The 12,660-nt window shown below is 53.2% G+C and carries 13 protein-coding genes; 3 read left to right on the plus strand and 10 right to left on the minus strand.

Annotated features, from left to right (window positions below):
- Positions 1-99: 99 nt before the first annotated feature.
- Complete coding sequence (locus AC6RNO_RS25455; RefSeq protein WP_497107179.1) at positions 100-1,347, minus strand: zf-HC2 domain-containing protein; 1,248 nt, start codon at positions 1,345-1,347, stop codon at positions 100-102.
- The gene (locus AC6RNO_RS25460; RefSeq protein ID WP_474683422.1) at positions 1,344-1,892 is read right to left on the minus strand and encodes an RNA polymerase sigma factor; all 549 of its coding nucleotides are present in this window, start codon (positions 1,890-1,892) and stop codon (positions 1,344-1,346) included. The genes AC6RNO_RS25455 and AC6RNO_RS25460 overlap by 4 nt, the downstream gene beginning before the upstream one ends.
- A gap of 393 nt (positions 1,893-2,285) precedes the next feature.
- Here AC6RNO_RS25460 and AC6RNO_RS25465 point away from each other — a divergent pair, with 393 nt between their 5' ends.
- Genes AC6RNO_RS25465 through AC6RNO_RS25475 form a run of 3 tightly spaced genes read left to right on the plus strand, consistent with a single transcriptional unit; the run spans position 2,286 to position 6,032 of the window.
- Entirely contained in the window at positions 2,286-3,818 is a 1,533-nt protein-coding gene (locus tag AC6RNO_RS25465; protein WP_497107180.1) for a spore germination protein, read from the plus strand.
- Complete coding sequence (locus AC6RNO_RS25470; RefSeq protein ID WP_497107181.1) at positions 3,815-4,918, plus strand: endospore germination permease; 1,104 nt, start codon at positions 3,815-3,817, stop codon at positions 4,916-4,918. Before AC6RNO_RS25465 ends, AC6RNO_RS25470 begins: the two co-directional genes overlap by 4 nt.
- Positions 4,911-6,032 carry a Ger(x)C family spore germination protein gene (locus tag AC6RNO_RS25475; RefSeq protein WP_497107182.1) on the plus strand — a complete coding sequence of 374 codons (1,122 nt, stop codon included), beginning with the start codon at positions 4,911-4,913 and terminating at the stop codon, positions 6,030-6,032. Before AC6RNO_RS25470 ends, AC6RNO_RS25475 begins: the two co-directional genes overlap by 8 nt.
- A gap of 2 nt (positions 6,033-6,034) precedes the next feature.
- Here AC6RNO_RS25475 and AC6RNO_RS25480 read toward each other — a convergent pair whose 3' ends face one another.
- The 8 genes from AC6RNO_RS25480 to AC6RNO_RS25515 form a co-directional block, all read right to left on the minus strand.
- Positions 6,035-6,637 carry a response regulator gene (locus tag AC6RNO_RS25480; RefSeq protein ID WP_497107183.1) on the minus strand — a complete coding sequence of 201 codons (603 nt, stop codon included), beginning with the start codon at positions 6,635-6,637 and terminating at the stop codon, positions 6,035-6,037.
- Between the two features lie 20 nt (positions 6,638-6,657).
- Entirely contained in the window at positions 6,658-7,779 is a 1,122-nt protein-coding gene (locus tag AC6RNO_RS25485) for a histidine kinase (RefSeq protein ID WP_497107184.1), read from the minus strand.
- A gap of 2 nt (positions 7,780-7,781) precedes the next feature.
- A complete protein-coding gene (locus AC6RNO_RS25490) occupies positions 7,782-8,525 on the minus strand; it encodes an ABC transporter permease (protein ID WP_474683416.1) in 744 nt (247 codons plus the stop codon).
- Between the two features lie 37 nt (positions 8,526-8,562).
- Positions 8,563-9,447, minus strand: a complete 885-nt coding sequence (locus AC6RNO_RS25495) for an ABC transporter ATP-binding protein (protein WP_488435533.1) — start codon at positions 9,445-9,447, stop codon at positions 8,563-8,565.
- A 190-nt stretch (positions 9,448-9,637) separates the two neighbouring features.
- On the minus strand, positions 9,638-10,411 hold the full coding sequence (locus AC6RNO_RS25500) for a LamB/YcsF family protein (RefSeq protein WP_488435534.1): 774 nt from the start codon (positions 10,409-10,411) through the stop codon (positions 9,638-9,640).
- Positions 10,412-10,418: 7 nt separating this feature from the next.
- Positions 10,419-11,429 (minus strand): 5-oxoprolinase/urea amidolyase family protein, encoded by a 1,011-nt coding sequence (locus AC6RNO_RS25505; protein WP_497107185.1) that lies wholly within the window; start codon positions 11,427-11,429, stop codon positions 10,419-10,421.
- Positions 11,426-12,193: a 5-oxoprolinase subunit PxpB gene (gene pxpB, locus AC6RNO_RS25510; RefSeq protein ID WP_497107186.1), complete on the minus strand. Its 768-nt coding sequence runs from the start codon at positions 12,191-12,193 to the stop codon at positions 11,426-11,428. The genes AC6RNO_RS25505 and pxpB overlap by 4 nt, the downstream gene beginning before the upstream one ends.
- A gap of 115 nt (positions 12,194-12,308) precedes the next feature.
- On the minus strand, positions 12,309-12,599 hold the full coding sequence (locus tag AC6RNO_RS25515; protein ID WP_497107187.1) for a ComEC/Rec2 family competence protein: 291 nt from the start codon (positions 12,597-12,599) through the stop codon (positions 12,309-12,311).
- Between the last annotated feature and the right edge of the window lie 61 nt (positions 12,600-12,660).

Raw genomic sequence — 12,660 nt, forward strand, 5'->3', positions numbered from 1 at the left:
ACCTTTGGCCGAGTGACCGAACCCGAGGTTCGCTCTCTTAAACTCTCTTTACGATAAAATACGCTGAACGTTAACGTTTGGTGCATCGTGTTAAAAAAATTATTTGGATTTCTCCGATTTGGCCGAAACGTCGATGACGAACGTCTGCGTCTTCCCGTCGCCCGTGGACACCTGATACGTAAGCTTGTTGTCTTTGGACCATTCAACGAAAACAATTTCATCCGACGACGGCCATTTTTGTTTGGACGTAAAGACGGTTTCCTTGGACGCAGCGTCCCGAACGACAACCTGCTGATCTTTCACGACAGCCTCATACGTTCCCGTGACAGATTTGAAAGCTTGCGGTTCGGCCATCAGAAATCCGCGCATTCCGGCCTGATTGCTTACATTCGGATCTGCCGGCGGCTCTGAAGACGTAGGAGCAGGGGAAGATGAAGGACCCTCCGTTTTCAGCTTGTTTGCGGCCTGGGGCGTCTCCGTCGGCACCGGCGCCCGGTCAGCAGCGGCGGACTCCTGCGAAGCAGCCGGCGTCTGATTTGCGGCAGGCGGCTGCTTACTGCTTGGCGAAGAAGCGGGCGCAGCCTGATGGCCCAAAGGCTCGGGATCGGTCGCTATCGGTCCCATTTTGGAAGATGCAGCCGAAGCTTTATCGTCTTTGGAATCCGAACGCTGATCGAGCATAGCCGGCGGCTCCAGCTTGGCGGCACTGCCCGCACTCACCGCACCCGGGGTACTTGTCGGCCCGAAAGCTTTAGACTCCTGCTGTGCCGGAAATATGGAAGCGGTCGGCTCTGGAACGGACAACACGTTCCGCTTTGCTTCACCGCCGGCGCCGGCGCTGTTATCCGCCGATGCGGCTGTTTGCGCTGCTGTGGATTTCGACTCCTTCTTGGCCTGCGGCTGAAGAAGCGCGTCCGCCTGGTCATATGAAGGCTTGCCTGTCTGGAAAACAAAAAATCCGATAATTAAACCGGCAGCGACGATACCGCCAGCCAACTTCCATGAAATTTGCGATCCGAACGCGCGTCTCCGAGGTTGTCGTTGAGGGTGCCCGGAAACGGATGAATGGCTTGCCGGCTGAACGGCAACCATTGTTGTATCGGCAATGGGAGCTTCTGCCTGCAACCGTATTTCGTTCAACTGCGGCAGTATGGCATCAACCAGGCTGTAGGGCGGAAGCACCTTGGGCAGCTGGGTCAGCTCATCGGACAAACTTCGCAGCCGTTCGAACATTTCCGCGCATTCCAAACAATGCATCAGGTGGACATGCAGCTCCTCTTCCTCCTGAGCATTCAAATCTCCATCCAGATGTCTTTGCATAAGCTCCATCACCTCTTGACAATTCATCCCCGAACACCTCCTTTCTGATAATCTTGGAGTAAAGTTTGCAGTTGCTGCCTGGCTCGAAACAAATAAGACTTCACCGTATTCAGCGGCAAGTTCAACGATTCTGCAATCTCATGATACGAAAAGTCTTGCAAATAGCGAAGCACAACTACAGATCGATGGTGCTCGGGAAGCTTGTCAATCGCTTCTCGAATATCTTTTGCCAAATAACCGGTTAAAATTTCCTGTTCTACATTGTGCTCTGCTGTAAAAATCATCTCATGCTCATCAATGGATACCGTAGGCTTCGCTTTGCGGAATTTATCTATGCAGATGTTGGTCACAATCCGCTGTACCCACGTCTTGAATAACGCTTTTTCCTCGTATGAATGAATTTTGGTATAAATTCGGATCAACGCCTCCTGCGAAGCGTCGAGCGCATCCTGTTCATTGCCAAGAATATAGTAAGCGGTTCGATAGACGTGAGATTCAATTTCTCGCAATAGGGTTATGAGAGCATCACGGTCACCGGCTTGAGCGTTTCTTACCAGTTCGGGTGCTACCACTGGGATCCCTCCCTCTTGCAACCTTACAGACGTATGCTTAGCTCAGAAGGTTGCAATCTATAGAATAAAAAACATTTTACCAAAAGTCACTATCGAAATAACAAAAATAGCGCAAAAAACAAAAAAATATCCTTGATCCGTATATTAGACGAGGCAAAGCGGAATTAGGTTAAAGAGAATTCATGGAAACACGCAGCTCCTCCCGATTATTATAGACTAGAATTACTTCCATTGTAAGGAATTCCTGCAGAAGGCATAGTACTATGTTTATGTAGTACCGAGAAAACGCGGTTAGAATTTTCTATAAACGGTAAAAATACGATCAACTGCCTGTGCGGCTGTTGCTGCGTATGGCAGAGATTCCAGCATGATGCTTTGGCGAGGTGACGATCGATGCAATTTACCAGTTGGTTCGGAAGCACAAAGTACCGCTCGGCCAAAAAGCAGTGCAGTCCGCTCTTGAACGAACACTTGACCGCGTCATTGTCGCAGCATATTGCGGACATACAAACCTTGTTCACGAAGACGCCGGACCTGAATATCCGCCGGCTTACGATCAGACAGACCGGTGAGGCGGCAGCGCTCGTTTATCTGAATGGGCTCGTGGACAAAAGCTCGATCAATAACAATGTGCTTCAGCCGCTTCAACATGAAACGGGCGTCGCAAACAGCGATTTTACGACCTTGGTCGGACAAGTCCAGTCCCTCTCCGTATGGTCGCATGTGCAGGCGGCCATTTTTCACGGCAAAAGCGTGCTTTTTGTCGACGGGCGGACCGAAGCCTATGCCTTGGATACGCAGGGATGGCCGCAGCGCGCGATTGTCGATCCGCAGCTTGAGGCTTCCCTGTCCGGAGCCCACCAAGGTTTTGTGGAGACAGGCATGCAAAACATCGCATTAATCCGCCGCTACATTCCGGACCGGGAATTGAAAATAAAGGAACTGACGGTAGGACAACGAGGGCAAACTTCCGCATCGATTTTATATTTGGCCGATGTCGCAAATCCGGAAGTTTTGCAAGTGCTGGAGAGCCGTCTACAAAATCTGGATGTAGACACTGTGATCACCACCGGCGAGCTGGCCGAGATGATCGAAGACAATCCCCGTTCTCTGTTCCCGCAATTTATTACAACGGAAAGGCCGGATTCCGCCGCTTCGCAAATTTTGCAGGGCAGATTCGCCGTTGTGCTGGACCGTTCTCCAAGCGTGCTCATTGCGCCCGTCGTTTTTATGTCGTTCTTTCAGACCGTTGACGACTACAGCACGCGCTGGTCGATCGCCACTTTTATTCGGCTGCTGCGGATGTTCGCTTTTTTCGTTGCGATTCTTTTGCCGGCCTTTTATATTTCCGTTATTTCCTATAATTTTGAGATCATTCCAGTTAAACTGCTGCTGTCGATCGGCGAATACAGGGGCCGGGTTCCCTTTCCGCCGTTCTTTGAAGCCGTTCTGATGGAGCTCACCCTCGAAATGATCCGCGAGGCGGGAGTCCGCCTCCCTGCGCCGGTCGGGCAAACGGTCGGCATCGTCGGCGGCATCGTCATCGGGCAGGCCATCGTACAGGCAGGGCTAATCAGCAGTGTCATGGTGATTGTCGTCGCTTTCACGGCTATTGCATCGTTCATTTTGCCCAACTACGATATGGTCGCCGCCATCCGGCTTACCCGCTTCGGAATGATGATCGCAGCTTCCATGTTCGGCCTCGTCGGCATCTTGATCGGAATGCTGACGATGATCAGCCATCTGATTTCGCTGGAGTCGCTCGGCACTCCTTACACCAATCCGTTCGCGCCGGCGCGTCCCGCCGATTGGAAAGATACGGCTGTCCGGCTGCCCCTTTGGCTAATGAGAAGACGCCCTTCCGGAACAAAGGCGATACAATCGCGGAGAAAAAAGCCGAGTCGTTCGGACGGTGATCCGGGATGAACAAATGCGTCCGCAACGAGATTACGCTCGTGCAATTTATTTGCATCCAAGCGAGCATGGTGATCAGCGTCGGCTTCATATCCATACCGCGGGTGTTGGCCGAGAAGGCGGGCACAGACGGCTGGATGACGCTCTTTGCCTGTTGGGTCATTACCACGGTTTCCAGCCTGGTTGTCGTCCAGGTGATGAAAAAATATCCCGACGGGACTTTGCTTGACCTGCTGACGCATTACTTTGGCAAATGGGCTGGCAGAACGGGGGCAGTTCTGCTTGCGCTTTACTTCTTCTATTTCAGCTATACATGTATTGTGTATGCGGTTTTGATTACGAAAGAGTGGCTTTTGCCGCAAACTCCCGAGTATTTGATTATGATTTTGCTGCTCATTCCCACGTATAACGTCGTGCGCGGCGGTCTGCGCATAACAGGCAGATTCGCCGAAACCGTGCTGCTTCTCACCTTATGGATACCGCTCGTTTACCTGCTTCCGCTGAAAAACGCCCATTGGCTCCATTTGTTTCCCTTGTTCAAGAAAGGATGGCAGCCCGTTATTGCTGCGGTACCGGATACGATATATTATTTCTTGGGTTTTGCGGCTACCTTTATTTTCTATCCGTATTTGCAAAACAAAAGGAGGGCTGCGCTCGGCTTGACGATCGCCAATTCGTTAGCTACACTCGCCTACCTGCTGGTCACGATCGTCTGCTTCGTCTATTTCAGCCCGAATGACATAGCAAAATACAGCGAACCTGGGATCTTCGCCCTGAAGACTATAGAATTCAAGTTTGTTGAACGAATCGAAATGATCTTTATCGTCTTCTATTTGATCATTTTTACGATGGCATGGATACCTCCGATGTTCATTATCGTCTACTGCACGAGCTGGCTGCTCGGAAAATCGGATCACACCAACCACCTGCGGGCGCTGTGGCTGCTGCTCGCCGTGGGCACGTATTTCTTCATGCCGACCTTTCCGCAGAGCACGAAGTTGAATGCCCTGCTTGGCCAGCTCGGCTTGGGCGTAGAATATGTGTTTCCCGTGTGCATGCTTCTTTACTTGTGGCTGTATGATCGCTTTCGCCGGAGGAGGAACAATGATTAGACATCTTCTGCGTGCCGGGCTTATCGCCGCACTCCTTGCCGCCACCGGTTGCAGCGATCGCGTGGATTTGGAAAATGTTACGAATAACTTCTCGCTTGGCATCGATCTGACTCCGGATAAACATGTGATTTTCTATATGAGTTCGCCCGTATACAGTAAAAGCGCAAAAAAGAAAACGCAGGAGAGAAGCGTCGAAGTGGATACGATTCGCGAGGCGAGAAGCAAAATGGAGGAGAAATCGGCGGGATCTATCGTCGGCAAAAAGGTGCTGACGATACTGATCGGCAAGCGCATCCTCGAGCGTGAAGACTGGTTCCCGCTCCTTGATGTGTTTTTCCGCGATACGAAAAATCAGCTGACACCTAGAATGATCGCTGTGGACGGGCCGGTCTCCAAAATTATTTATTTGAATCCGAAAGACCAGCCGTACACGCCAATGCTGCTTCGCGGGATGGTCGACACCAAAAACGCCAGATCGGAGACCGTAGCCACGACTCTGCTGGAGCTGCGCCGGCAAATGAGCGATACCGGGCTTACCCCCAGCATGTCCGAAATTACATTGGACAAAAGAAAAGAAATCCGGTTAAAAGGTACGGCGCTGCTGGACAACAAAGGAAAATATGTGCTCACGTTGAATGCCTCGGAAACGAAATTGCTGCGAATACTACAAAAAGAGGCGAAAACCCCGGTCAACATGACGGCGACCATTCCCGGCGCTCCCCCGCAGGACCCGTTTTCTACGAATAAATTAGGTTTCGAGGCCAGCCGGATCAAAACGAACATTCGAACATCGTACAGCGGGAACAAGTTTCACTACGATATTAAAGTTCGCATGTTCATTGGTATCAGGGAACGAATGCTCCCTTTTGATGTGCAAAAAAATGAAAAAAAACTGGAGGCACTCATTACAAAGCAGTTGGAAAAGCGGTTTGAACGGTTGATTAAAAAAATTCAAGCCCACAAGATCGATCCGATCGGTCTAGGGCTGTATGCACGGGCGAATTCATTTGCCGAATTTGAGAAGGTGGCGCAAAACTGGGGCGCAGAGCTGGCCAAGGCGGACATTCGCGTAGCTGTTAAGGCAACGATCAAAGATACCGGACCTATGAAATGATTTTAGTCCAGCCAGCCGTTTTTTTCGGCGATGCTGATCGCATCGATGCGGTTTTTGGCATCCAGCTTTTGCATAATTTCCGAAACGTAATTGCGGATCGTGCCCCCTGACAAAAACAGCCGCTTGGCCATTTCGCCCGCCGACAAGCCCTGCGCAATCAGCTTTAATATTTCCCGTTCCCTTTCGGACAGCGGATTGGCGGCTTCCCAAACCGACAACGCCAGCTCGGGACTGACGGCGCGCCCGCCCGCATGCACCTTGCGCAGCGCCTCGCCCAGTTCGCCGATAGGGGCGTCTTTGAGCAAAAAGCCGTGTACGCCGGCCTTCATCGCCCGCCTGAAATATCCGGAGCGGGAAAACGTCGTCAAGATGACGACGCGGCAAGGATGCCGGAGTTCCTTTAATTTTTCGGCAACATCCAACCCGGTCATCTTCGGCATTTCGATATCCATAATGCAAATATCCGGTTCGACCGTTTGAATCAGCTGCAGCGCCTGCTCCCCGTTTTCCGCCTGCCCGACCACTTCGATGTCGGCTTCCAGATCGAGCAGTGCGCTCAGCGCACCGCGAAGCATGCCCTGGTCTTCGGCAACGATAACTCTCATCTGTTTCTGCTCCCTTCGGATCATTGATGCTTAATAATGCGCGGAACTTTGGCGGTCAATTGCGTCCCTTTGTCCGCATCCATTTGGAACGACATCGTCCCTTCGATTAATTCCAGCCGCTCCTTAATCCCCAGCAGTCCCCGGCCGGAAGAAGGAGGCCGATCTCCGCGACGGCTCTCGCTGCAGCCGTCATCGGCGACGGTCATTTCCCAATATCCGGGGGCGGCCTGAAAAGCGATGCGGCACCGCCGCGCGCCGCTGTGCTTGACTACGTTGGTGATCGCTTCTTTCAGACACATCGCCAATATGTTTTGAACCAGAGGAGGAGCGTCCCATTGCTTCACGTCTCCGATAGTGTCGAGCTGCACGGATGCGGCGGATAACATTTGTCTTGCCTGCCGAAGCTCTTCGTCGATCGACAAGGCGTTCATTCCCGATACAAGCTCGCGGACCTGCTTGAGCGCCGCGCGTGAAGTCAATTGTATGTCCCTGACCTCTTGAACGGCACGTGCAGGCTGGGTCGGAATTAATTTCTCCGCCAGCTCGCTTTTTAATGTAATGAGCGAAAGCGTATGCCCCAGCGTATCGTGAAGATCGCGGGATATGCGCTGCCTTTCCTCGACCATCGCCAGGCGCGTGATTTCCTCATGGGCCAGATTCAGCTTTGCCTTGAGCTCATTCGACTTCATTCTGGAGCGGATGCCGAACGGAAGCACAAGCAGCACAAGCAGCGAAGGAAGCAAATACATAAGTTCGTCTTCGTGCTGCTTGCCGAAAGCCAGCAGGCAAGTCACTCCGATTGCCGCTATCATCAACGCGAACATGGTCATAAATTGCTTCCGCGTAGGCAGCATGCCGATCAACGGCGCGGTATAAAAAAACATATAGACGAGATAAGGACTGTAGTTTAATGAAAATATAACGAGGATCGTAAAAACCGGCGGCAAATAAAAGATTCTGTGCGCGGCGTTTCTCACGGACATGATCAGCAGACCGACAAAACAGGCCAGCAAAGCGAAGCCGATCCACATTTGCGGAACCGGCTTGTTCAGTAAAGTCATAGTCGGAAAGATCAAATACAAAGACCATAACAGCCAAAAGCTTTCAAACGTTTTTTTGCGGGAAAAACCGGTAGAATTCATGCTCAGACCGCTTTCTGCTTTTTGATTATATATGAAGATAATATCACAAACAGGATCAGGTACGCCGCAAGAATGAGCATGCCGTTCAGACTGGGAGCGATTCCCGCAATAATGTTCCACGCCCCTTGGCCGAACCGGTAAGTCGGCGAAGCGAGAGCAATATTTTGCAGTATCGCAGGCATGCTTTGCGTCGGCATCCATAAGCCGCCCAGCAGCGAAGTGCCCATAAAGACGATTTGCGCGACTACTTGGGTAACCTCTACGCTTTTCAGCGTGCCGATCAGCGTTCCCAGAGCCATGAAAGGCAGCGCGCCAAGCCAGATCCAGAGCCCGCAGCCGATCCACTGCGCCAGCGTCAGATCGACCCCTTTCAACGCGGCGCCCAAAATAAACATGAAAACGATCGTGGACAGATTAATGATCGATTGGGACACAATTTTGGATAGCACGTAAGCGCTCGACGGCAGCGGCGTAATCTCGATCATTTTGACCCAGCCCTGCGTTCTTTCCTGGGCGAATTTAATGCTCAGCGTGTTGACGCACGCCCCGACAACGCCGAACACGGTCATCGACATCAAATAGTAAGCTTTCCACGCGACTCCGCCTACATTAACATTGTCCCCTATCGTTGAAGAGAAAATGAAATAAAACACGGCCGGCATAATCATCGAAAATACGAAAAACCGCTTATTGCGAACCGTCCTTAACAGTTCGGCCTTGCATTGGGCAATCATCGCTCTCATCATTATGTTTTGCATCTCCTTTGGTATACTCGTTTTCCGCTTAGGCTTGAACCAAAAACTGGAAGGCATCTTCCAAGCCGCCCGTATGAATTTCGATATCTTTGATGTCCAACTGACGCTGAATGAGCGCAATAATGACCTGATCCGTGTCAGGGCTCGTAATTTTCACCTTTCGTCCGCTCCACGTCACCTTCGAAATCATCGGAATGGATTGCAGCGACTCCGGATCGAGCTTTGGACCGGCGGTAAAAAAGATCGTCTTTTGATTCGTCGAAGCCTTGATTTCAGCCGGAGTTCCGTCGGCAACCAGCTTGCCGCCATTGATGACGACGATCCGGTCGGCGATGCTGTCGGCTTCTTCCAGGTAATGGGTCGTCAATATGATCGTCTTTCCTCTGGCTGCCATCTCGCGGACGGTTTCCCAAAATTGCTGCCGCGAAGTAATGTCCATCCCGACGGTCGGCTCATCCAAAAAGAGCACGGCCGGATCGCCGGCCAGCGCCAGCGCAAAGCCGAGCCGCCGCTTTTGCCCGCCGGACAACGACGAGGCCCGCTTGTTCCGCTCGGATTCCAGACCCGAGACGCTCAGCAGCTTTTCCAGCGACAGCGGCCTGGAATAATAATGCCGGAACAGCTCGATCGTCTCGGCGACGGTCAGCCCTTCGATGACATTCACTTCCTGCAGCATCGCACCCATCCGATCCCGAACCGCCCGGTCCCGCGGATTTCCGTTCAGCAGGCGAATCGTGCCCTGCGTCGGCTGCAAAAGCCCGAGAATCATCGAAACCGTCGTCGTCTTGCCAGCGCCGTTCGGTCCGAGCAGCGCCACTACGCTGCCTTCCTCGACAGTAAGGGACAAGTTGTCGACAGCCCGCTTTCCTTTGAACTCTTTACAGACATGTTCCAATTCAATGATCGATTTCATTATGTTCACCTCGTAATTGTTGTTGTCATGTATGTATCATACCGCGCATGGCTCCGATGCGTAATTCACGAATATCATCAATCTGATATGACAAATGTCATTTTCGTAACCACAACGATGTCCAAAGCAAAAAGCCACTTCGGCAAGTGGCTGAATGTGCAATCTTTTATTTGCCCCTCGAATCCCGGGGTCAGTGTCGGCTGCCGCCGACTGCGCTCAGGGCAATGCCTTCCGCCGCCAACAGCTCGCGGATTTGTCGGACGAACAGCAAAGCCTGTTCGCCGTCCCCATGAACGCACACCGTCTCGGCAGCAATGGGCACGCCGGCGCCTTCCCTGGAAGTCACTTTCCCTGCTTTGACCATTTGCAGCAATTGCTTCATGGCCTGAGCAGGGTCTTCAATGACGGCTTCCGGCTCATTGCGCGGTGTAAGCGATCCATCCTGCCGGTAAGTCCTGTCGGCAAAAACCTCGCTGGCGGTACGCAAGCCGATTTTGTTCCCCGCCTCGATAAGCCGGCTGCCCGAGAGACCGAACAAAATCAGCTCGGGATTGACCCGATAGACGGCTTCGGCAATAGCCTCGGCCAGCTTCATGTCGCGCGCGGCCATATTGTACAAGGCCCCATGCGGCTTTACATGCTGCATGGTACCGCCTTCCGCTCTCACAAAAGCGTCCAGGGCGCCGATCTGATAAACCGTCATATCGCAAGCTTCCCGCGTAGATATGTTCATTTCCCGGCGGCCGAAACCGACCAGATCCGGCAAGCCCGGATGCGCCCCTATCGCTACGCCCCGTTCAAGAGCAAGTTTCACTGTAGTTCTCATCGTGCCGGGATCGCCTGCATGAAACCCGCACGCAATATTGGCCGAAGTAACAAGCGACAGCAGCTCTCCATCCCGGCCCAGCGTATAAGCTCCGAAGCTTTCTCCTAGGTCGCAGTTCAAATCGACCGCAGTCCTCATCTTTTTATCACATCTCCCTCAGCCTGATTTCAATAGCTCTGGACAATTTCCGGATTTGCAGCTCCTGCCCGATATAAAGCTCCTCGGACTCCTGCCGGGATATTTCGCAAAATCGAATGGCCGAGCCAGGCTGCACTTGCGCAAGAAGCGGCAGATCGACCTCGGCAATTTGCGCTATTTTCGGATAACCGCCGATCGTTTGACGGTCGGCCATAAGAATAATCGGATTTCCGCCGGGCGGCACCTGAATCGTCCCCGCCGTGACGGCTTCGGAAATCGGCTCCAAAGCTTCCTGCAAGCCCAACTTTATTCCCTCCAGCCGATAACCCATCCGATCCGATTGCGGGGACACTTGAAACTGGCCCGAGACCAGAAGGTGCCGGCTTTCCTCGGTGAAATGCCCGTAATCGCTCCCCCGGACGAAACGAACAACCGGGTTTTTCGCGTAAGCGGGCCGCACGTCATGGCCTATGCACCAATCCGCCGCCCGGTAAGGCTGCGAAGAACCTTCTTTTGATAATCGCTTTATCAAAAGAAGAGACGAATCGGTTGGCCGATCCGGATGCAGCACATCGCCGGCTTTTAACGCCCGGCCCTCGCAGCCCCCAAGTCCGGCCCGAAGATACGTGCTGCGGCTGCGCATCACCAAAGGCACGTCGAATCCGCCCGCTGCGGCTATGTACGCGCGGACGCCCGACTTGCAGGCCCCGAATTCAAGTATGCCGCCGGCTTGTATAAAAACGGGGCGCCACTGGGGGACAGGCACCCCGTTCATTGCGGGAGACAAATCTGCGCCGCATATAGCGATGACCGATTCCCGGTCAAACCTGAGCTTCGGCCCCAGCAAAGTAACTTCCAATGCCGCGGCCCCTTCCTCGTTGCCCACCGCCAGATTCGCAGCCCGCAGTGCAAAGCCGTCCATCGCCCCGCCGACAATAACGCCCTGCTGTTGAAAACCGAATCTCCCTTTATCCTGAATCGTAGTAAGCAGACCCGGGAGCAGAATATGGATACTCATCGCAATCCCTCCTTCCGCTCGACAAAATCCGCGTAGCTGATCGGCTGAAAGCGAACCCGGTCTCCCGCTCGCAGCAGGCTGGGATTCTCGTCGTTCGGGCGAAACAGCGCTACCGGCGTCCGGCCGATTAATTGCCAGCCCCCCGGAGTCGGTACGGGATAAATGCCCGTCTGCTTTCCCCCGATACCGACCGTTCCCGCTTCAATCATGAATCTCGGCGTGCTTCGCCTCGGCGCAGCAATGCGTTCGGACATGCCTCCCAAATAAGGGAATCCAGGAGCAAACCCGATCATGTGCACCAAATATTCCTGTGCGGAATGAATCTCTATCACTTCCTCCACGGCGAGTCCGTTATGCCCGGCGACATCCGCCAGATCGGGACCCAGCTCCCCTCCGTAGCATACGGGGATATGAATCACTCTTGGCGATTCCGCAGCTTGTCCGTCCAGATTCGCAGCCATCCGCCTCAACACGCCGCACACCAATTCATACGGCGAACGTGCGCCGCCGCGCCCGGGCCGCGAGCTCTCTCCCGTATGCGGATCGCACACCTTCATAGGTTCATAGAATACGGCTACCGTCGCAAAAGCAGGCACGATCTCGACCAAGCCTGGAAATGGCTGCCGATTCAGGAGCAAGCTCAAGGCTTGAACTTTATCGTGCGTTTGCCGGTCAATGCTGTCGCCCAACCGGACAAGAACCGCCTTATCTCCGAGCGGCGACAACTCCACATCCGCCCCGTCATTCAATCGCATTTCGGACATGCTGATCACCTCTTATGACGTTTGTCCCATCCGCACTAAAATTTACCCTTTCATTATATGAATTGGGCCAAAAAGATACAAGATGTACCCTCCCTTTGCCCTGCTGAAGCGCCGTTTACTGCTGAAATCTCGTTCTGGCGAATATTGCCCCATCTCTCACTTCCAGTTGAACCTCCCCCATCGTGTCTGTTCGCAGCACCCTGGCCCCGTGCTGCAGCAGCCGCTCCGTAACGGCGGGCGACGGGTGGCCGTAGCTGTTTTGCGCGCCGACGGAAATGACCGCTGTGCCCGGCCGCCAATAAGCTAGCCACTCTTCCATAGTCGAGGTTTTGCTGCCGTGATGCGCCACTTTCAGCACATCGACAGGCTGTTCTTTCGTGAGACCTAACCCATAAGTTTGCCGCATTTGAAAGCATATGCTTCCAATTTCATGTGGCAAACTTATGCATCCAAATAACACCAAGGTC

The organism is Paenibacillus sp. sgz302190 (assembly GCF_059820445.1).

Excerpts from the sequence above, each read along its gene's own strand:
- AC6RNO_RS25455 (WP_497107179.1), bottom strand. The coding sequence starts at position 1,347 with ATGAATTGTCAAGAGGTGATGGAGCTTATGCAAAGACATCTGGATGGA.
- AC6RNO_RS25465 (WP_497107180.1), top strand. The coding sequence starts at position 2,286 with ATGCAATTTACCAGTTGGTTCGGAAGCACAAAGTACCGCTCGGCCAAA.
- AC6RNO_RS25470 (WP_497107181.1), top strand. The coding sequence starts at position 3,815 with ATGAACAAATGCGTCCGCAACGAGATTACGCTCGTGCAATTTATTTGC.
- AC6RNO_RS25475 (WP_497107182.1), top strand. The coding sequence starts at position 4,911 with ATGATTAGACATCTTCTGCGTGCCGGGCTTATCGCCGCACTCCTTGCC.
- AC6RNO_RS25480 (WP_497107183.1), bottom strand. The coding sequence starts at position 6,637 with ATGAGAGTTATCGTTGCCGAAGACCAGGGCATGCTTCGCGGTGCGCTG.
- AC6RNO_RS25485 (WP_497107184.1), bottom strand. The coding sequence starts at position 7,779 with ATGAATTCTACCGGTTTTTCCCGCAAAAAAACGTTTGAAAGCTTTTGG.
- AC6RNO_RS25490 (WP_474683416.1), bottom strand. The coding sequence starts at position 8,525 with ATGATGAGAGCGATGATTGCCCAATGCAAGGCCGAACTGTTAAGGACG.
- AC6RNO_RS25495 (WP_488435533.1), bottom strand. The coding sequence starts at position 9,447 with ATGAAATCGATCATTGAATTGGAACATGTCTGTAAAGAGTTCAAAGGA.
- AC6RNO_RS25500 (WP_488435534.1), bottom strand. The coding sequence starts at position 10,411 with ATGAGGACTGCGGTCGATTTGAACTGCGACCTAGGAGAAAGCTTCGGA.
- AC6RNO_RS25505 (WP_497107185.1), bottom strand. The coding sequence starts at position 11,429 with ATGAGTATCCATATTCTGCTCCCGGGTCTGCTTACTACGATTCAGGAT.
- pxpB (WP_497107186.1), bottom strand. The coding sequence starts at position 12,193 with ATGTCCGAAATGCGATTGAATGACGGGGCGGATGTGGAGTTGTCGCCG.
- AC6RNO_RS25515 (WP_497107187.1), bottom strand. The coding sequence starts at position 12,599 with ATGCGGCAAACTTATGGGTTAGGTCTCACGAAAGAACAGCCTGTCGAT.